The sequence below is a fragment of the Streptomyces sp. NPDC041205 genome, assembly GCF_055591765.1.
Window position 1 is genome coordinate 768991 of sequence record NZ_JBVIZH010000003.1, and the last position, 19161, is coordinate 788151.

At 72.7% G+C, this 19161-nt stretch carries 18 protein-coding genes; 10 read left to right on the plus strand and 8 right to left on the minus strand.

Annotation, left to right across the window (positions count from 1 at the left end):
* The first annotated feature begins 104 nt into the window (after positions 1–104).
* The 3 genes from uriH (at position 105) to ACZ6BG_RS17710 (ending at position 3195) form a co-directional block, all read left to right on the plus strand.
* Positions 105–1052 (plus strand): uridine-preferring nucleoside hydrolase UriH, encoded by a 948-nt coding sequence (gene uriH, locus ACZ6BG_RS17700; protein ID WP_469002045.1) that lies wholly within the window; start codon positions 105–107, stop codon positions 1050–1052.
* Positions 1049–2500, plus strand: a complete 1452-nt coding sequence (gene uriT / locus ACZ6BG_RS17705) for a uridine transporter UriT (RefSeq protein ID WP_469002048.1) — start codon at positions 1049–1051, stop codon at positions 2498–2500. Before uriH ends, uriT begins: the two co-directional genes overlap by 4 nt.
* Before the next feature lie 464 nt (positions 2501–2964).
* On the plus strand, positions 2965–3195 hold the full coding sequence (locus tag ACZ6BG_RS17710; RefSeq protein ID WP_469002050.1) for a hypothetical protein: 231 nt from the start codon (positions 2965–2967) through the stop codon (positions 3193–3195).
* On the opposite strand, the gene ACZ6BG_RS17715 is transcribed toward ACZ6BG_RS17710, so the two are convergent.
* Both ACZ6BG_RS17715 and ACZ6BG_RS17720 read right to left on the minus strand, forming a co-directional pair.
* Positions 3165–4397, minus strand: coding sequence for an MFS transporter (locus ACZ6BG_RS17715; RefSeq protein ID WP_469002053.1), 1233 nt, complete (start codon positions 4395–4397; stop codon positions 3165–3167). The genes ACZ6BG_RS17710 and ACZ6BG_RS17715 overlap by 31 nt on opposite strands.
* Positions 4394–5326 (minus strand): MerR family transcriptional regulator, encoded by a 933-nt coding sequence (locus ACZ6BG_RS17720; RefSeq protein ID WP_469002055.1) that lies wholly within the window; start codon positions 5324–5326, stop codon positions 4394–4396. The genes ACZ6BG_RS17715 and ACZ6BG_RS17720 overlap by 4 nt, the downstream gene beginning before the upstream one ends.
* Positions 5327–5476: 150 nt before the next feature.
* On the opposite strand from ACZ6BG_RS17720, the gene ACZ6BG_RS17725 reads away from it, so the two are divergent.
* Positions 5477–6013 carry a hypothetical protein gene (locus ACZ6BG_RS17725; protein WP_469002058.1) on the plus strand — a complete coding sequence of 179 codons (537 nt, stop codon included), beginning with the start codon at positions 5477–5479 and terminating at the stop codon, positions 6011–6013.
* Positions 6014–6070: 57 nt separating this feature from the next.
* Here the strand turns inward: ACZ6BG_RS17725 and ACZ6BG_RS17730 are convergent, their stop codons facing one another.
* Complete coding sequence (locus ACZ6BG_RS17730) at positions 6071–6973, minus strand: class I SAM-dependent methyltransferase (protein WP_469002060.1); 903 nt, start codon at positions 6971–6973, stop codon at positions 6071–6073.
* 487 nt (positions 6974–7460) lie between these two features.
* On the opposite strand from ACZ6BG_RS17730, the gene ACZ6BG_RS17735 reads away from it, so the two are divergent.
* Together ACZ6BG_RS17735 and ACZ6BG_RS17740 are read left to right on the plus strand one after the other, a co-directional pair.
* Entirely contained in the window at positions 7461–7955 is a 495-nt protein-coding gene (locus tag ACZ6BG_RS17735) for a hypothetical protein (protein ID WP_469002062.1), read from the plus strand.
* 317 nt (positions 7956–8272) lie between these two features.
* Complete coding sequence (locus ACZ6BG_RS17740) at positions 8273–8659, plus strand: hypothetical protein (protein WP_469002065.1); 387 nt, start codon at positions 8273–8275, stop codon at positions 8657–8659.
* Positions 8660–8750: 91 nt separating this feature from the next.
* Here ACZ6BG_RS17740 and ACZ6BG_RS17745 read toward each other — a convergent pair whose 3' ends face one another.
* The 3 genes from ACZ6BG_RS17745 to ACZ6BG_RS17755 form a co-directional block, all read right to left on the minus strand.
* Positions 8751–9281: a hypothetical protein gene (locus ACZ6BG_RS17745; RefSeq protein ID WP_469002068.1), complete on the minus strand. Its 531-nt coding sequence runs from the start codon at positions 9279–9281 to the stop codon at positions 8751–8753.
* Between the two features lie 127 nt (positions 9282–9408).
* Positions 9409–11466 (minus strand): M6 family metalloprotease domain-containing protein, encoded by a 2058-nt coding sequence (locus tag ACZ6BG_RS17750; protein ID WP_469002070.1) that lies wholly within the window; start codon positions 11464–11466, stop codon positions 9409–9411.
* 149 nt (positions 11467–11615) lie between these two features.
* Positions 11616–12506, minus strand: a complete 891-nt coding sequence (locus ACZ6BG_RS17755) for a LysR family transcriptional regulator (protein ID WP_469002073.1) — start codon at positions 12504–12506, stop codon at positions 11616–11618.
* A gap of 80 nt (positions 12507–12586) precedes the next feature.
* Between ACZ6BG_RS17755 and ACZ6BG_RS17760 the strand changes: the two genes are divergently transcribed.
* From ACZ6BG_RS17760 to ACZ6BG_RS17775, 4 genes are all read left to right on the plus strand, one after another.
* Positions 12587–13597, plus strand: a complete 1011-nt coding sequence (locus tag ACZ6BG_RS17760; protein WP_469002076.1) for an EamA family transporter — start codon at positions 12587–12589, stop codon at positions 13595–13597.
* On the plus strand, positions 13594–14232 hold the full coding sequence (locus ACZ6BG_RS17765; RefSeq protein ID WP_469002078.1) for an NAD(P)-dependent oxidoreductase: 639 nt from the start codon (positions 13594–13596) through the stop codon (positions 14230–14232). The genes ACZ6BG_RS17760 and ACZ6BG_RS17765 overlap by 4 nt, the downstream gene beginning before the upstream one ends.
* A gap of 50 nt (positions 14233–14282) precedes the next feature.
* Positions 14283–14816, plus strand: a complete 534-nt coding sequence (locus ACZ6BG_RS17770; protein ID WP_469002080.1) for a putative immunity protein — start codon at positions 14283–14285, stop codon at positions 14814–14816.
* Between the two features lie 149 nt (positions 14817–14965).
* A complete protein-coding gene (locus ACZ6BG_RS17775) occupies positions 14966–15706 on the plus strand; it encodes a class I SAM-dependent DNA methyltransferase (RefSeq protein ID WP_469002082.1) in 741 nt (246 codons plus the stop codon).
* A 137-nt stretch (positions 15707–15843) separates the two neighbouring features.
* Here ACZ6BG_RS17775 and ACZ6BG_RS17780 read toward each other — a convergent pair whose 3' ends face one another.
* Positions 15844–16281 (minus strand): SRPBCC family protein, encoded by a 438-nt coding sequence (locus tag ACZ6BG_RS17780; protein WP_469002085.1) that lies wholly within the window; start codon positions 16279–16281, stop codon positions 15844–15846.
* Between the two features lie 407 nt (positions 16282–16688).
* Entirely contained in the window at positions 16689–18971 is a 2283-nt protein-coding gene (locus ACZ6BG_RS17785; RefSeq protein ID WP_469002087.1) for an ATP-binding protein, read from the minus strand.
* Between the last annotated feature and the right edge of the window lie 190 nt (positions 18972–19161).

A 19161-nucleotide genomic window follows, 5' to 3' on the forward strand; every position in this document is an offset into this window, starting at 1 on the left:
GCAGGTCATTGACATAATTCATACTCCTGCACAAAGTCTTTGGAGAACGTTTTCCCGAGCGCCGCCCCGCCGTGGCAGCTCAGCCGAACAAAGAGGTTCCGCCGATGGCCCGAAAGATCATCCTCGACTGCGACCCCGGACATGACGACGCGATCGCCATGCTCCTCGCGCACGGCAACCCGGACGTCGAACTGGTCGCGGTCACCACGGTCGTCGGCAACCAGACCCTGGAGAAGGTCACCCGCAACGCCCTCTCCGTCGCCCGCATCGCCGACATCACCGGCGTCCCCTTCGCGGCAGGCTGCCCCCGCCCCCTGGTGCGCACCGTCGAGACGGCCGCCGAGATCCACGGAGAGAGCGGCATCGACGGCCCCGTCCTGCCCGAGCCCACCCTGGCCCTCGACCCCCGCCACGCCGTCGACCTCATCATCGACACGGTCATGGCGCACGAGCCCGGCGAGATCACCATCGTGCCCACCGCGGGCCTGACGAACATCGCCCTCGCCGTGCGCAAGGAGCCCCGCATCGCCGAGCGCGTCCGCGAGGTCGTCCTCATGGGCGGCGGCTACCACACGGGCAACTGGAGCGCCGTCGCCGAGTTCAACATCAAGATCGACCCCGAGGCCGCGCACATCGTCTTCAACGCGGGCTGGCCCGTCACGATGGTCGGCCTCGACCTGACGCACCAGGCCCTCGCGACCCCCGAGGTCGTCGAGCGCATCGCGAACGTCGGCACGAAGCCCGCCGTCTTCGTCAACGAGCTCCTGGACTTCTTCGGCGCCATGTACCTGAAGAACCAGGGCTTCGAGGCCCCGCCCGTGCACGACCCGTGCGCGGTCGCGTACGTCATCGACCCGAGCGTCATGACCGTACGCAAGGCCCCCGTGGACATCGAGCTGACCGGCACCCTCACCCTCGGCATGACCGTCGCGGACTTCCGCGCGCCCGCCCCCGCCGACTGCCGCACCCAGGTCGCCGTCGACCTGGACCACGAGCGGTTCTGGGACCTGGTCGTGGACGCCCTCGAGCGGATCGGTGACGTGCCCGCGTGAACGCCTCCCTCGCCGAACCCGCACCTCCCGCCGCCTCTCCCGGCGGCCGACCCGTGCGCGTCTGGGTCCTGGTCACCGCGCTGCTCGCGGCCTGCTTCGCCTTCCAGCTGAACGCGAGCATGCTCAGTCCCGCCCTGAAGAGCGTCGAGGACTCCCTCGACGCGACCTCCGCCGAGGTCGGCCTGACCCAGACGGCGTTCTTCACGTCCGCAGCGCTGTTCTCGCTCTTCCTGCCGCGCCTCGGCGACCTCATCGGCCGCCGCCGCGTCCTCGCCGCGATGATGGCGCTCATGGCCGTCGGCTGCGTCGTGGCCGCCCTCGCGCAGAGCGTGCCCATGCTGTTCGTCGGCCGCGTCATCCAGGGCGTGTCCGGGCCGACCGTGCCGCTCTGCCTGATCATGCTGCGCAACGAGGTGCACGAGCCGAAGCGGTACGGCACGCTCCTCGGCGTCATCACCGCCGTCAACGGCGGCATCGCGGGCGTCGACTCCATCGCGGGCGGCTCCCTCGCCGACCACTACGGCTTCCAGTCCGTCTTCTGGGTCATGGCCGTCGTCGCCGGACTCGCCATGGTCCTCGTCGCCACGCTCACCCCGGAGTCCACGGCGCGCGCCTCCGGCTCCGACAACCGCATGGACTGGCCCGGCGTGGCGCTCCTCGTCGTCTCCGTCGGCGCGGCCCTCATCGCCCTCAACGAGGCCGGGAAGCTGGGCAAGGCCAACTGGCCGCTCGTGGCCGGGCTCGCCGTCGTCGCCGCGATCGCCTTCGCCGGGTTCTGGCGAGCCGAGGACCGCAGCAAGCACCCCCTCGTCGCGACCCGGCACCTGCGCCAGCGCTCCACGTGGGCGCTGCTCCTGACCACCGTCCTGACGATGACCGGTGTCTTCGCGGTCATGAACGGCATGATCCCCGCCTTCGCCCAGAACGCGGACGCCGGATTCGGGATGAGCGCCGAGGCGTCGGCCTGGTGGACCCTCACCCCGTACGCCCTCGCGGGCCTGGCCATGGGCCCTCTCGCCGGACGCCTGGCCGCCACCCACGGCTACGGCAAGATCCTGCGCCTCGGCCTCATCGGCTCGGCCGCGACCGTCGCCCTGATGCTCGTGACCCTCCAGGCGGACTCCCGCGCGCTCCTGCTGGTCTCGTCGGTCCTCATCGGCGTCACCTACGCCGGAGTCGGCAACATCGTCCTCAACGGCCTCGGCATCGTCCTCTCCCCGAAGGAGAACCCGGGCTTCCTGCCCGGCCTGAACGCCGGCGCCTTCAACCTCGGCGCGGGCCTGAGCTTCGCCCTCCTGTACGCCGTCCAGACCGCCGCCGAACCGGCCGACAAGACGTCGACCGCGGGCTACTCGGCCGCCATGATCGCGGGTGTCGCTCTCATCGCGGCGGCGTTCGTGACGTCCTTCCTCATCCCCAAGCCGGTGGAGGCGGAGGCACACGAGTGAGGGCCGGAGCCCCTGGCCCCGCGCGCTCGTTGTGACACGGCCGTAGTGACGCGATCCCTGTGATGTGGGCGCCCCCTCCGCACGGCGGGTGGGGGCGCCCACGTGCGTCCCGCGTCGGCTTCGGCGCGATCGCCGTGGGTCGTGGGGTCGTGGGCCTGTGAGCGCCTCGGGGCCCTTGGGGCAGGGCAGGGCCTCGCACCGGCTGGTCGCGGAGGGGACGTCGGCATCGGCTACGCGCTGCACGCGGTGATCGCCGAAGCCACGTTGTCGCGGGGCACGGCACGCGGCCCGGCAGCCGCCCGCCTCGCACCGCTCGGCCAGGGCCTGTCGCTGATGCCCATGGCCGACGCACTCTCCGACGCCGTCACGGACGGCGGCCCCGTGCGTCCTCCGGCGTTCTGGCGGCCGCCCGGCGGCTTCGGCACCCTCCTCGCGAAGTGGTCGGCCGCGGGGCGGTGGCGCACGTGGAAGCCGAGTACGTCGGCGGCGCGGGCGAGCAGCGGGCCGCCATGTGGGACGGCGGCACGCTCGCCCCGGGGCCGCTGCGGGTGGGGGAGGGGCAGCGCCTTCCCGCCGCCGGGAGGCCGATCTCCCGGGCGCTGCGGCGGCTGGGCACGGTGGCGGGTAGGGCCGAGAACGAGTTCGCGGCGGTGGGGCTCGGGTGTCATCGGGACCCGGAGGCGTGGCTGGCCTGAGGAGCGCGTACGGGAATCCGACCCACGGCGACGGCGAGCACGGCCGCCCCCGGCACCACCACCAGCGCCGTCCCGCTCCCCGCCACCGCCGCGACCTGCGCGAAGACGGCCGCCCCGACCGCACCTCCCGCGAGGTCGAGGGTGCTCAGCCACGACATGGTCTCCGTGACACGTCCCTCCGGCGCGAGATCCCCACCGGTCGTCCGCAGCGCCGCGAAGACAGAACCGACGGCGAGCCCGGCCACCGGGCACACGAGCAGGACGACCGGCGGCGAGACCCGCGCCGCGCAGGCCAGCGCGCCCGCGCCCGCCGCGAAGACGCACAGCAGCACCCCGACCCGGCGCCCAGGCCCTCCCGACAGAGCGGGCACGGCCCCGAGCACCAGACCGCCCACGACGCTCCCGACGGCCAGCGCGCCGAGACACCACCCCGCGTACACGGCCGCGCCGTGTTCGCGCGCATAGCTCGGCAGCACCACGTCCATGCCGGTGACGGCGCACACGAACAGGCCGTTCACGGCGAGGAGTCGGCGCAGCGGCGCGCTCCGCAGCGGCCCCGCCCCGTGCCCGCGCGTGACCGGTCGAGGCGTGACCGGCAGGCCAAGCAGCGACCCGACCGCCCCGGCCGACAGGACGGCCACCGTGAGGAACGGGGCGACAGGCGAGACCGACACGCTGAGCCAGCCCGCGAGGGCGGGCCCGACCATCAGCGCCGCACCCGTCATCGCCGAGTCGAGCGCCATCGCCGGGCCGAGGGCGCGGGCGGCGGCCCCCTGCCAGACGGTACGCATCATGACGGCGACGGGCGGCGCACTGGCCCCGAGCAGCGTCGCGAGCGCCAGCAGCCGCAGGGGCGAGCCCTGCTTCCGTACGGCGACCAGGAGCGCGATGGCCCCGACCTGCCCGGCGAGACAGCACAGCAGTACCGGACGGTGGGAGCAGCGGTCCACGAGCAGCCCCCGTACCGGAGCCGTGAGCGCCTGGCCGATCGCCGAGCAGCTCACCGCCAACCCGGCGATGCCGTAAGAATGGTGACGGCTGATCAGAAGCAGCAGGCTCAGCGAGGCCATGCTGGTGGGCAGCTTCGACAGCATGCCGGTCGCGGCGATCCGCCAGAAGCCGGGCACCGCGCGGAGCGCACGGTAGCCGGACGGCGGCCGGTGTGCGGCGGGTTCGGTCACCTTGTCGGAGGCCGTGGTCACCGCGCGCGGAGTGCCGCGACGGACCAGTCGAGTACCGGCGCCAGGCTGTCCGGCGGCGGCCAGCCGTTGACGACGGCGAGTAGCTCCAAGTAACGGTCCCGCTGTGGGTCGTTCATCGACTCCAGGCGGGACAGCAGCCGTTGGCGCAGGTCAGCGGGGTCGAGGCGGTCGCCGAGGATGTGTGCGTAGTGGGCGGCGAGGTCGGCGACGACCGGACCGGCCTCGGGGGCGTCCGGGGTGATGCCCGCGGCCAGCGCAGGGGTGACCCGGGTGCGGAGGGCCTCGGCGAGAACGCGGGGGAGGCCGGTGGTGTCGTCCGGGGCCCGGTCGGCCGCCATGTCGTGGGCCATGCCGTGCATGCCGGCGCGGAAGCCGGGGTCCTGGAACAGCTCGGCCAACTCCACCCACGCCTCGATCTGTTCGACCTCCGGGTCCGCGGGCAGCTCGGGCGTCATCGATCGCCTGACGCCGATGAACTCCGGATGTCCGTCCAGGCCGTCGAAGACGGCGGCGAGGAAGCCGTCGACGAGACGCCGCCGTTCGGCCTCGGAGAGCTTCGCGAGCCGGTGCACGAGGTCCAGCTCCTCGGGGGTGGAGCCGCGCCGGGCCACCGCCGCCAGCACGGCCCGCCGCAGGCGAAGGCCGCGGATCTGCACGTCCAGCGCCTCGGCGTGCGCCGCCGTGACCTCGGCGAGCGACAGCTCCCGCTCGACCACCTTGCGGACCGTGTCGAGATCCAGGCCCAGATCACGCAGGGTCCGCACGAGTTCGAGCCGGGCGACGGCCTCGGCGCCGTAGCGGCGGTAGCCACCCGGACTGCGGTCCGTCGGCTCGACGACACCCCGGTCCGAGTAGAACCGGATCGTCTTGACGGTCAGCCCGGTACGCCGGGCCAGCTCACCGATCGAGTACAGCACTTCGTCGCTCATGGGCCCCACCTTGCAGTCTCCCCTTACAGGAGACTCAAGCGGCTGCCCTGTCCGCCCCGGATCGACTCCGTACACCCCGATCGGTCGATTTGACCTCGAGTGCACTTGAGGTCGCAGGATCTCGGTACGTCCTGTGAAAGGGGAATGGGCATGGCGTCGTACCGCTCACAGCTGGACCCGTACGGGGCGCCGGCGGCAGCAGATCCGGAGGACATGGGCGGGGGACCGGCCCTGCCCGGTGCCCCGTCCGGCCGGGAGGCCACGCGGCGCGGGCTCGCGCTCGTCCGGGCCTACGCGCGCGAGGACGCCGCCGGGGTCGCCGCCGCCCTCGACGGAGCGGACCCCGCCGCGGCCCGCCAACTGCCCTCCGTCACCGGGGACATCCTGCGCCTGGTCGTCGGCATCGTCCTCTCGGCCCCGCGCACCCTCACTCCGTCGGACGTCGTCCGCGCGGCCGACGCCATCGCCGCCGCCGGGCCGCCCCACCACGAACTCGCCGTGTCCCAGGCGGTGCGGGCCTGGGCCGACGGGGACGACACCGGGCTGCGGTCCCGGGGGCGGGACGACGTGGCGTGCGCGCACGGCGCCGCGGTCCTGGCGGCCGCGCTGGCGGTGGGCGCCTGGGGGAGGGAGGCGTTCCTCGGCCTCCTGGAGACGTTCGACGAGGTGGTGGACGCCTGCGGGTAACCCGGATGCCGTACGCCGCGGACGACCGGGGCAGGTGCGCCCCCGCGCTGCCTTCCGCTACGCCTCCGGCTTGCGCAGCAGCATCAAGTAGTAGTCCAAGTGGTTCCGGCAGAAGGAACGGTAGGGCGCCATCAGCGGGTCGGTGTGGGTCAGGGCCTCCTTGCCGAAGCGCTCCTCGATCTCCGTACGGCGGTCCTGGTACAGGGTCGACATCAGCTCGGAGCACAGCACGGCGTTGGCCGTCATGTCCTGCGCCCGCACGACCCGGAAGCCGGTCTCCTCGATCTCGCCGACGAGGGTGGAGAAGGGCCGCAGCGGCGGACAGGTCCACAGGCGCGTGTACGCCGACGACTGCTCCTCGGTGGGTGTGCCGCGCAGCGCGAACTCCGTGAAGAGCAGGTGCCCGCCCGGCCTGAGCACGCGCAGGGCCTCGCGGAGGGCGGCGGGCCGGTCGGACAGATGGGGCACGCAGTCGATCGACCAGGCGCCGTCGAACGAGGCGTCGGGGTGGCTGAGGTCCATGGCGTTGCCGTACGCGAAGTCGACGCGCTCGCCCGCGCGGTGCCCCCGGCGCCGGTCTTCGCACCGGGCCAGCTGGGTCTTGCTGACGGTGATGCCGGAGACCCGGCCGCCGGTGCGCTCGGCGAGGCGCAGGGCGGGGCCGCCGGTGCCGCAGCCGATGTCCAGGAAGTGCGGGGCCGGTACGTGGCCGACGGCGCCGTGGAGCGTGTCGATGAGGAATTCGGTCTGCCGGTCCTGCGCGAGGTCGGCGAGGCCGACGAGCGACGTGACGGGTGTGGGCTCGCCGTGCGGCACGAACATGCCGATGTGCACGGCCGTCGACCCCAGCGTCATGGCGAGCAGGTCGCCGAACTGGTCGTACATTGCTCCGACGTCGTCGGGGGTGGGGTGCGAAGCGTCGGTCGCGCCGGGTGTGTTCGAGGTCGGGTTCGTCGCCAAGGCGGTCTCCTCAGGACAGGTGCGGGCCGACGGGGCCCGCGCGGACAGGTCCGTTCCCGTGCACCGTCCATTGCATCCGCCACCGTGGCCCCCGTGACGACGCAGTCAAGCCACGTCCGACGCTCCCGCGAGGGGCGAGAATTAGCCACTGCAATCGCATTCTGTGAACGCGTCCGGATGAGGAACGGCAGGGTCCGGAAGCGAAAGGCCAAGGAAGCCGACTCCGGAAGTTCACCGGAATCACCCCGGAAAGGGCCCCTTCGGAACCCGTTCCGGAGTACACCTCGGAATGCCTTACGATTGTCCGGCTTCTGTCACGGTGCCGTGGTGACGCGCTGGCTGACTTGTTCTCCTGTGGCGTCCTCGTGCTAGGAATACGGGGCGCGCCGCAGGGACGTGAATCGTCCGGCGCGAACACATTGCATTGTGCTGTCAGTTGGTCCCACAAGGGGCCACAGGGGGAAGAGGTAATTCCGTAGTGAACCGCATGCGCACGTCTGCCGCTGTCCTGGCGACCGCCGGGGCCATCACCGCCGCTCAGCTCGGTCTGGCCGGTGCCGCGTCCGCGTCCGAGGGGCCGAAGGCCGCTCCGTCCGCTTCCAAGGTCGCGCCGCGGAGCGCCGGCTGCCCGATCGACATCGTCTACACGTCGAGGTTCTACACCAACTCGAACGGCTGGGTCACCGGCAACGGCCTGTACTTCGGCCTGAAGAACAAGAGCACCAAGAGCTTCAAGAAGGTCACCTTCACGGTGACCAACGTGAAGAACATTCGCTTCGGCAGCGCCAAGGCGAAGGGCGGCAAGGTCACCCGCAAGACGTCGCGGACCGTTTCCGTCCACACCAAGACCCTGAAGAAGAAGGCCAGCCTCGGCGTCCAGGTGCGCACGCGGCTGCTGAACACCAGGTCCTACAAGGTGAAGTTCAGCGTCCGCGGCAACGGCTGGAACTGCGCGGTGAACCAGGGCACCTGGGGTCGCTAGACCTTGAGCCGAGGGAGGGCCGGGGCGCGACCCCTGACCTCCTGACGACACGAAGCGGAGCCCGGTCGACCTCGGTCGACCGGGCTCCGCCGCGTTTCCAGGACCGTCTCGCCCCCTCTGCGGCGGGCCCGGACGGTCCCGCACGCTTCGCAGAGGGACACCGGCGTAACTCATGATCTTGCCCCGCGTTGGTCCGCCTGGGCCGTCCCTGTCCGGCGACATCGGACCGGTCCTGGCCCGCTCAGAGGGATCCGAATCGTCAGCTCCCAGTGCCTCGTCGCGGGGGCGTGAGGGAAACGCTCGAAGGAGTGCTCAGCATGTACAAGCTCACCAAGAAGGTCGCCGCCGGGTTCGCCGCCGTGGTCGCCGCGCTCGGCTGTGTCATCGTCGCGGGGCCCTCGGCCGTGGCCGACGGCAAGTGGTGCAACCACTCCGTCTGCATCGAGACGTACGACTCGGGCACCTACCTCGGCCGGGTCGAGGTGTCGGTCACCAACACCAACCAGCCGAACCGCATCTCCGCGCGTGTGTGGACCACCAACGGCTGGTCCGCGAACACCAAGGTGGAGGACGTCGCCCAGTTCAGGACGTACCGCGACCAGGCCTACCCCCAGCGCCACTTCCCGGCGGGCACCCGGCTCTGCGCCGAGGGCTTCCGCGGCGGGGCGAGCGTGGGCCTGCCCTGTGTGACCATCACCAACTGACGGGGGACCGCCACCCACTGACAGGAGTCACCGGGCCCGGTCGGCACAGCGTGACCGTGCCGACCGGGCCCGGCGGCGTTCCTGCCTCGGCTCAGTCGCCCGAGCTGTCCTGGAGGAACCGCTCCACTTCGCTGGCGACGCCGGTCTTGGCCGACGACGCGCGTCCGTCGGTGCGCGTGGAGCCCTCGTGCACGCCGAGCCCCCCGGACCACACGTAGCCGAACGCGGGCTCGTCGTCGACCGCCGGGCTGATCTGGATGTCGAGCTGCTTGAGCTTCGCGGCGGGCGCGGCGGCGTACAGCGTGGCCGTGACCCGGCGCTGCGGATAGAGATTGAAGTCGCGGATCACGGCGCCGCCGAACTCGTCGACGAACGCGCCGTGTCCGTCCCTGCCGACGCGGACGTCGTAGTGGCGCGGGTGATCGTGCAGGTCGATGGCGAAGTAGGTGGAGCCGCGGTTGTCGAAGGTGACGTCGAAAGCGACATACGTCAGGCCCTTGGCGTCCTCGTCGCGCCCGCGCTGCGGTGTGGCCCTGCGGAGGTGGTGCACGCGGACGCGCAGCCCGGCCCACTCCTCGGACTGATATTCCTGCCAGTCTCCGACAACGTTTGGTATGTCCATCAGTCCCACCTTTCCAGGCGTAAGCCTAGGAGGAACGGGCGGCGAGGGAGCCGGTTCCGAGGGGTGACGACGGCCACGCGTAAGCCAGGGGCGGTCGGCCACGCCCGGTGGGCGACCGCCCCCGCCGCTACTTCCTGAGCTTGCAGACAGCGGTCGCGGACTTGCCCGGGTCGCTCTCCGAGCGGGCGGTGAGCGTGACGCGGTTGTGCCGCTCGGCGCCAGGACGCGCCTTGACGGCGACATCGACCTCGACGGAGCCGCCCGCCCGCGCGGTCGCGAGGCGGTTGGGCAGCCAGGCCGACCAGCCGCGGGCGGAGGACTTGGCGGTGAGGCGGTAGACGTCGGAGTTCAGGTACGTGTCTACGTTCTCGGGGTGTCCGGACTGCGGGGCCTTGGCGCGCCCCGTGTTGTCCAGGTCGAAGCTGCACACGGCCCGGCGGTCGGGGTCGCCCTTGGCGCGGCCGCGGCTCAGGTCGGCGCCGCGGCGCTGCGGGCCCGCGCCGTCCAGGGACTTCACGGCGACGGTGTACGAGAGCACACCGGCGCGGGTGCGGCGCAGGTCCAGGACGTAGAAGTGCAGGCGGTTGGCGCGGTCGACGTACTCGTACTCGCTGCCGGAGTCGGCACCGGCGTGCAGGAGCGCGTCGCTGAGCTGCCGGTAGTCGCCCATGGTGATCTTCTGCGGGCTGCCGTCGGGGCGCTTGAAGTCGACCATGTCGATGTCTTCGGGGTGGGAGTCGACGACCCAGGCGAACGGGGCGCGGTCCTGGTTCTTGGTCTTGCTGAGCAGGACGCCGTTGTCGGGCGTGAAGGAGTCCATGCCCATGCGGTCGACGACCTCGACGGTGTAGTTGTTGTAGCCGCCGCCGTCGCACAGGGGGTCGGTGGCGGGATCGCAGGACGGTGACAGGTCGCGGTTCATGGCGATGTTGACGCCGCTGAGCCCCTTGTCGCCGGGTGGCGCGGAGCGCGCGGTGACGCGGGCGACGACCGTGCCGGAGTCCTTGAGCGCGTCGCGGTCCAGGCGCAGCACGTTCTTCTCGTCGACGATGCCGAGCTTCAGCTTGTCGCGCAGGATGTGCTGGGAGCCCATGGACGCGCCGTTGGCGGCCGGGATCTGCCAGCGGGTGTGCGGGCCGCCGGGGCCGTTGAAGGAGCCGCGCGACAGCATGCTCCAGATGCCGGTGTAGGCGCGGCGCGTCGGTGTGCCGTAGGGGTTGTTGTAGTTGTCGGCGATGCCGAGGATGTGGCTCAACTCATGGGCGTACACGGCCATGCCGGAGCTCTCGGCCTGCGTGGAGGAGCCGTTGGAGGCGTTCGGCCAGATCCGGGCGGCCGCCGCCCACGAAGTCCATGGCACGTAGCGGGTGTTGGCGGAGTTGCCCCCGGTGGAGATGGGCGCGGGCGGCCCCCACTTCGCCGGTACGTCCCGCGGCGACGCGAACTTCATCTGCCCGAACTCCTGCCAGACGGACGACTCGTCCTGCCCGGCGGTGAGGTAGAAGACGAAGTCGTACTTCGCGGTCTCGGCCTCGCCCGCGTCGGCGACCCACGCCGCCTTGCCGTCGGCGCGGATGTCCTTGCCGCAGCTGAAGCCGGCCGGGCAGGCGCCCGGGTTCATCTGGGGTTCGATGCCGTACTGGAACGACTTGTGCGGCATGCGGTAGACGCCGAAGGACGTCAGGTCGACGCCGATGCGGCCGCCGGAGTCCTCCATCCAGTACTCGTTGATGGTGTGGCCCTTGTTGAGCGCACCCGGCTTGTTGAGGAAGTCGCGGTAGAACGACGGCACTTGGCCGCGCGGCACGTTCGACGCGCTGGGCTGCGGATTCCCGAAGAGGCTTGATCCCGCCGGTTTGGTGACCGTGAACTCCTCGTCGGGGTAGTCCAGCAGCACCAGGGCGCCCTTGAAGGTCCGCTTCGTCGGCTCCAGTTCGGGGTTGGCCCAGTCGGTGCCGGGCACCGACCTGTAGTCGGCCCACGTCATGTCGTCGGGGTTCTGCCAGCGTTGTGGGTCGATCGGCCGGACGAGGGGGCGGCTGCCGGACGGCTCAGGGTTCGCCTGGGCGGGGACGGCGGCGAGCGGGGAGAGGGTGAGGGCCAGGAGCGCGGCGACGAGGCCCGCGCGGCGGGCTCGGGGGTGCGTCGTTCTAGCGCGTCGTGTGGGTGTGCGGCGGAGGAACAAGGCTCACCTCTTGTCGGAGGGGGTGTGGACAAGAACATGACAAGCCGGTCAGCGGTACTTTCCGCCTGAGCCCACTGGGGAGTCAACAGACTTTTGGGACGGGTTGGTCCGGTGGTGCGCCGTCCTCGATGCCCGTGGCGCGGGGTGTGTCACACGGCGGGCGCGTCCCCCGTCGGGATGTCGATGACGGTGAGGAAGGCGGCCGCCGCCGGTGTGCGGCTGTGGCGGCTCCAGATGACGTACTCGACGCGGGCCGGTGCGTCGGCGACCTCGACGGTGGTGACGCCGGTGAGTTGGGGCGCGTAGGCGGAGGGGAGCATGGCGATGCCGAGGCCCGGTGCGACGAGGCGGGTCATGTAGTCGGCGGCCGTCACCTCGAAGGCGACGTCCCGGCTGAGACCGGCGGCCGAGAAGGCCTGGTCGGACTGGAGGCGCCCGGCCGTGCCCGCGGGGAGGTCCACGAAGACCTCGGTGGCGAGCCTGCGCAGGCTGACCGACGCCCGACCGGCGAGGGGGTGGTCCGGCGCGACCACGGCGACGAGCCGGTCGCGGGCGAGTTCGTGGGCCGCGACGCCCTGGGGCCGCGCCGTCGTCGGAAGGCCGAGGAAGGCCACGTCGAGGGCGCCCTCCCTGACCTGCTCGATGAGGTCGTCGCTCGCGCCCACGCGCAGGCTGATCCGCACCTGCGGGTACTGGCGGCGGAAGTCCCGCAGTGCGCCGGGGACGTCGACCGCGGCGACGGTGGGGATCAGGCCCACGGCGAGCCGCCCGCGTACCTCTCCCACCGCCGCGGCGACCTCGGCCGCCGCCCGCTCGGCGGCGTCCAGGCACTGGCGGGCCGCCGGGAGGAACGCCGCGCCGGCCGGGGTGAGGCGCACCCTGCGGCTGGTGCGCTCGAAGAGCCGCGCGCCCAACTCCTTCTCCAGGCGCGCGATCTGGTGACTGAGGGCGGACTGGACGACGAGGCACCGCTCGGCGGCCCGGGTGAAGCTGTTCGTCTCGGCGACGGCGACGACGTACCGCATCTGCTGGAGTTCCATGGCGATCAATCTTGTATCGAGATCGATGAGCTGACAAACATGTGTTGGACTCATCAATCGGGCCGGGCGAGGCTACGGGTATGACAAGTCCAGCAGCACCGACGGGTTCCGGCGGAACCGGCGCGGGTGCTCTTCGAGGGAATCTGCCCCGCATCGCCCTGACGGCGCTCGCTCCCGCCGTGTGGGGCACGACCTACGTCGTGACGACCGAACTGCTGCCGCAGGGGCACCCCCTGTTCGCGGGGCTGCTGCGCGCGCTGCCCGCCGGGCTCGTCGCCCTCGCGGTGACCCGGACGCTGCCGCGCGGTGCGTGGTGGGGGAAGGCCGCCGTGCTCGGCGTCCTGAACATCGGGCTGTTCTTCCCGCTGCTGTTCGTCGCCGCCGAACGCCTGCCGGGCGGGGTCGCCGCCACCCTCGCCGCGGCGTCGCCCCTCATGGTCGCGGTCCTGGCCGTGACGGTCCTCCACGAGAGCCCCTCCGCCCGGCGCTTCGTCTGGGGCGCGGTCGGTGCCGTGGGCGTCGGCCTGGTCGTCATCAGGCCGAACGCCGGGTTCGACGCCGTAGGGGTGGTGGCGGGCCTCGCCGGCGCGGCCACGATGGCGCTCGGCGTGACGCTCACCAAGCGCTGGGGGCGGCCCGCCGGGGTCAGCCCCACCGCGTTCGCGGGCTGGCAACTCGCCGCCGGTGGACTGTTCCTGCTGCCCCTCACCTTCCTCGCCGAGGGGGCGCCGCCCGCGGTCGACCTGTCCGCCGCACTCGGCTACCTCTGGCTGGGTCTGGTCGGCGGCCTGATCACGTTCGTCCTGTGGTTCCGCGGCATCACCACCCTGCCCGTCACGTCCGTGGCGGTGCTCGGCCTGCTGTCGCCACTGGTGGCCGCCGTACTCGGGGCCGCCGTGCTCGGTCAGACGCTGGGCCCGGTCCAACTCGTGGGGTTCGGGCTCTCCCTGGCGGCGATCGTCGCGGGGCAGTTGCCGCCGTCCAGGCGCGCACATGAGTCCGCGCCCGCGCCCGGTTCTACGCCCGGTCCCACCCCGAACCCCACCCCTGCTTCCGCTTCCGCACCCGTATCGAAAGGCACACCCCGATGAAGATCGCCGTAGTAGGAGCCGCGGGCATGGTCGGCTCCCGTGTCGTCAGCGAAGCCGCCGGCCGAGGCCATGACCTCGTAGCCGTGTTCCGGAGAACACCGACGGCCGCCCTGCCGCCCGGCGTGACCGCCGTCGAGGGCAACGCCGACGACCCCGACCACATGAGCGCCCTGTTCGGCGGCGTCGACGCGATCGTGGCCGCGACCCGCCCCGCCCCCGGTCACGAACACACGGTGGTGCCGACCACGACGGCGCTGCTCGACGCGGCCGCGACGGCCCGCACCCGCATCCTCGTCGTCGGCGGCTCCGCACCCCTGCGGGCACCGGGCCACCCCGCCCGGCTCGTCCTCGACACCCCGGAGTACGTGCCGCAGGAGTGGCGCGGCATCGCCGCCGCGAGCGCCGCGCAACTGGACGTCTGCCGTGCGCACCCGGCGGCCGACTGGGTCTACCTCAGCCCGCCCGCCCTCCTCGAACCGGGGCACCGCAGCGGTACGTACCGACGCGGCACCACCACCCTCGTCACCGACGCCGACGGGGTGTCCCGGATCTCGGCCGAGGACCTCGCCGTGGCGGTCCTCGACGAACTCGAGAACCCGCGCGAGGAGCGGCACTTCACGGTCGGCGAGAGCTGACGGGACCCACCCCGCGGCCGGGCCGCCGCGGCCTGCGGCAGGATGGGCCCGTGCCGACCGAGACAGAGCAAATCGAGCTGAGCGAAGACGAACTGCGGGAGATCACGGGCTACGCGGCCGCCTGCGCCCGAAGGGTCCTTGCGGTCTTCGAGAAGCAACTCCCCGCCGACACCCGCCCTCGCGAAGCCATCGAGGGGGCCGACGCCTTCGCCGCGGGCGAGCGGCGCACGACCGTTCTGCGGCAGAGCGCGTGGGCCGCGTACAAGGCGGCGAAGGAGGCCGCCTCGCCCGCGGCCGCCGCGGCCGCGTGGTCGGCGAGCCACGCGGCGGCGGCCGCCTTCCTCCACCCCAAGGCCAGTGCCCATCAGGTGAAGCACATCGTCGGTGCGGCGGCGCACGCGGCGCGGGCGGAGGAACTGGTGGCCGGGGACGACCCGCGCGTCGGCGCGCAGACCCTGGAGTGGGCGCGTCAGCACGCACCGGCGGCGGTCGGCGCGGTCCTCGGCCGCCTGCCCGCCGCACCTCCCGGGGGCGGGCGCGTGGGCGAGCTCATCCGCGACCTCGACGCCGGGCTGCGCGCCTGAGCGGTGGAGAAGGCTCCGCACCACGCACCCGAACCTCGGAGAAGATGCCGCACCGTCCACCCGAACCTCGGAGAAGGTGCCGCACCCCGCGCCCGAAGCGCACGGAAATTGCCGCGCACCCCAGGCATCCCGGGCGCTACGGTCCTGGGATGCCTGATGAGGACGGATACTTCGGGGAAGACATCGCGGCGACCTACGACGACTCCTCGGCGGACATGTTCCGGCCCGAGGCCGTGGACCCGGCGGTCGACCTGCTCGCCGAACTGGCGGGCGACGGGCGGGCGGTGGAGTTCGGCGTCGGCACCGGCCGGATCGCGCTGCCCCTGGCGGCCCGTGGCGTCCCGGTCCACGGCATCGAGATGTCGCGCGCGATGGCGGCCCGTCTGCGGGACAAGCACGGCGGCGACGCCGTCGGCGTCACCATCGGCGACTTCGCCACGACCCGCGTGCCGGGCACGTTCACGGTCGCCTATCTCGTCTACAACACGATCAACAACCTGACCACGCAGGACGCCCAAGTCGCCTGCTTCCACAACGCCGCCGACCATCTGCTGCCCGGCGGCACCTTCGTCGTCGAGGTCGGCGTACCGGACCTGCGCCTCCTGCCGCCCGGCCAGACCGCCGTGCCGTTCCGCATCGGCCCCACGGAGTGGGCGTTCGACACCTACGACGTCGCCACCCAGGCGATGAGCTCGAACTACGTCACGATCACCGACGGCCGCGCCGAGCACTGGGCCGTCCCGTTCCGGTACGTGTGGCCGGCCGAGCTGGACCTGATGGCGCGGCTCGCCGGACTGCGGCTGAGGGACCGGTGGCAGGAGTGGTCGCGGACGCCGTTCACCGGCGAGAGCACCCAGCACGTGTCGGTGTGGGAGAAGCCCCTCGACTGACCGCCGGGACCGGGCGGCGGAGCCACCGTGCCGCCGGACCGGGGCATCGGAGTGACTGACTCCCTGGACCGGTCATCAGAGCGACTGATTCGCCGGACCCGGTCATCGGAGCGACGACGGTCCCGGGCGGCCGGCCCTCACGGCGAGGCGAGCAGTGCCCCGGCCGCCCGCCCGAAGACCCGCGCGGCCACCCGCGCCACCACCGGGTCCAGAAGTCGGGGCAGCCAACGGATCCGCAGTTCCTCCCGCCAGACCACCCGCGCGCCTTGCCCCACCGGCCGCACCTCGATCTCGGCCCAACCCGTCACCACCACACCGCGCTTGACCAGGCGGCACAGCCCCGTCTCCGCCGCCTCCGGCGGCCGCCAGACGGTGACCTCCATCGGATCGTCGAACGCCAGCGGTCCGACCCCGGAGCGCGCCGTGAAGACGGTGCCCGCGCCGTGCGGCGGGGCGCCGGAGACGGTGACGCGGGTGAGGGGCACGACCCGACCGTGCCGCTCCCAGTCCGTCAGCCGCCGCCAGGCCTCGGCCGGGCTGAGCGGAGTGGCGCGTTCGACGCGGAAGAGAGCCATGGGGGGATCGTAGGCAGGGAGCGGCGCGGAACAGGCCGGGCCACGGCGGCGGGTCGGCGACCGCGGCGGCGAGCGCGTCCGCGCGGTCCGGGGCGTCACGGGCGCGACGGGCGCCCGCGACGCCTTGCGGAGGTGCGGCTGCCCCGCCGACGCCGGCAGCCGCACCCCTCCCGCACCGCCTGAGGGGGGAGGCGGTACCGGGCGCCCGTGCCTGGCAGCGTGGGACACCTCCGCGCTGCCGGCGCCCACCACGCTCCCGGCCCCCGGGCGACCGCCTCATCCTCCCGGGCGGCGGCGCGTCCCGGCATCCGTAACGCGCCGGGATCCGTATACGTAGCGGCGGGGCGGGCCCGGTCGGGCGCGGCGCGCGGCATACGTACGTACGTGATCGCCCGCCCCAGGAGCGGTCAATCCGTCAGCGAACCGGGGATCTCCGCCCGCGAACGGAGGCCGAGCTTGGTGAGGATGCGCTCGACATGTGTGTCCGCGGTCCGCTTGGAGATCACCAGGCGTTCGGCGACCTCCCGGTTGGACAGGCCGCCCGCCACCAGTTCGGCGACCTCCCGTTCACGCGGGGTGAGGGAGTCCGAGGGCCGCGCCTGCCGGGCTCCCGGCACGCACCGCGCCGACGGCGGTACGTCGACGTCGGCGCGCACCGCCTCCAGGATCTCCGTGCCGGTCATCCGCGCGCCCAGGCCGTGCCAGCGCTCGAACGCGGCGGCGCCGAGCGCGTCCCGCACGGCTAGCTGCGTCGACTCCTGCTGTTCGAGGAGCGACGGCATCATCGCCACCGGGTCGCCGGTCAGCCGCCGCGCGCTCTCGGCGTACCCGAGCAGCCACGCCGCCCGGGTGTACCGCCGCTGCCCGGCCGCGTGCCAGCCGAGGCCCAGACAGCAGAGCGCGGCGACCAGGACGTCACCGACCTCGCTGACCGCCTCCAGGGCCCGCCTGAGTGGTGGCGCGCTGTCCTCGTGCCGCCCGGCGAGCCACAGGACCACGCCCTGCACCATCAGCGTCGAGGAGTACAACTGCCGGTCGCCGGTGCCTTCGAGGGCGGCGAGACCGATCGCGCACAGGTCCAGTGCCCCGTCGATGTCGCCGAACACGGCCCGCAGCAGCGCGGCCTCGTAGTGCACCACGCCGATGCCGAGCGCGTCCCCGGCCGCCACGATCCGCAGCCGCCCCCGCTCCAGTGCGGCCAGACCCTCCTCGACCTCGCCGCAGAGCGCGCGCATCGCGCCGATGTAGGCGTCGGTGAACAGCAGCACCCGCTCCTCGCCGCACCGCTCGGCGACCTCCCGAGCGTCCGCGAAGCGGCCGGGCGCCGCCTCCAGATCACCGCTCCACACCGCGAGCACCCCGTCGAGCAGCAGCCCCCAGGCACGCTCCCAGCAGTCCTCGGGCACCAGGTCGAGCCCCTTGTCGATCCAGTACCGCCCTTCCGAGAGCGTCCCCGCGGCCCGCCAGAACGACGCCAACTGGGCGGCGAGCCACAGCCCCTGCCGGGCCAGGACCGGGCTGGCGAAGGCGTACCGCAACGCGGCCCGCACGTCCGTGACCTCGGCGCGCACCGTCCGGAACAGCTCGGCCTGCGCGTCCGTCAGGAGCTCGTCCCACAGCCGCTGGCCCAGCCGCCGGTAGTACGCGAAGTGCGCCTCGCGCACGGCCGCCATGCCCTGCGCCCCGGTCAGCCGCTCGGCGCCGTACGCGCGCAGCGTGTCCAGGAGCCGATAGCGGCCCGTGCCCGCGCCGAGGTGCTGCACCACCGACTTGTCGACAAGCCCGACCAGTGTCTCCAGCACGTCCTCCGGCGCCAGTTCGCCCCCGCCGCACACCCGCTCCGCCGTCGCCAGTTCGAAGGATCCCGCGAACACCGAGAGCCGCGCCCACAGTTCGCGCTCCTGGGGCAGGCACAGCTCGTACGACCAGTCGATCGCCGTACGCAGCGTCTGGTGACGGGCCGGGGCGGTGCGCCGCCCGCCGGTGAGCACCCCGAAGCGCTGGTCGAGCCGGGCCACCAGGTGGCCGAGGGGCACGGCGCGCAGGCGTACGGCCGCGAGTTCCAGGGCCAGCGGGATGCCGTCGAGGCGGCCCACGAGCGCGCTGAGCTGCGCCTGGTTGTCCTCACCCGCCGTGAAGCCCGGGGCCACGGCGGTGGCGCGCTGCACGAACAGCTCCACCGCGTCCTCGGCGGCGAGCGGCGCGAGGTGCAGGCACTGCTCGCCGGGCACGTCCAGGGGCTGCCTGCTGGTGGCGAGAACACACGCGTCGGCGGCCTCCCGCAGCAGGACGTCGCAGAGCATCGCGCAGGCGTCCACCAGATGCTCGCAGGTGTCCAGGACGATCAGGAGCCGCCGCCCCCGCAGATGCGCCACGACCGCGTCGAGCGGCTCCATCCCCGCCTGTTCGGGCAGTTCGAGGACGGCGGCGAGCGTCGCGGGCACCAGCTGCGGGTCCCGCAGCCCCGACAGCTCCGCGAGCCAGACGCCGTCGGGGAACCTTTCCCCGAGCCCCTCGGCCGCGCGCAGTGCCGTACGGCTCTTGCCGACGCCGCCCGGCCCCACCAGCGTGACCAGCGGAGCCTGCGTGAACGCCGCCCGCACCCGCGCGATCTCCGCTGTGCGTCCGACGAAACTGGTCCGCTCGACGGGCAGTTGCCCACCGCGCCGCTGCCCGAAGCCGAATCCCATGAAGCCCCCGTGCCCGTCGACCGCCGCGTCCCGGGCCAGTCGACCGTCGCCTCGCCTGTTGTCCCAACCGCTTGTCCCAACCGCTTGTCCCGACCGCCGTACGGGATACGTACTTCCGCTTCTCTACGTATGCGTACGGCCGCACAGTGTCAACGGCGCGAGGGGGCTTCGGTGACGCCTCGGACGGTGC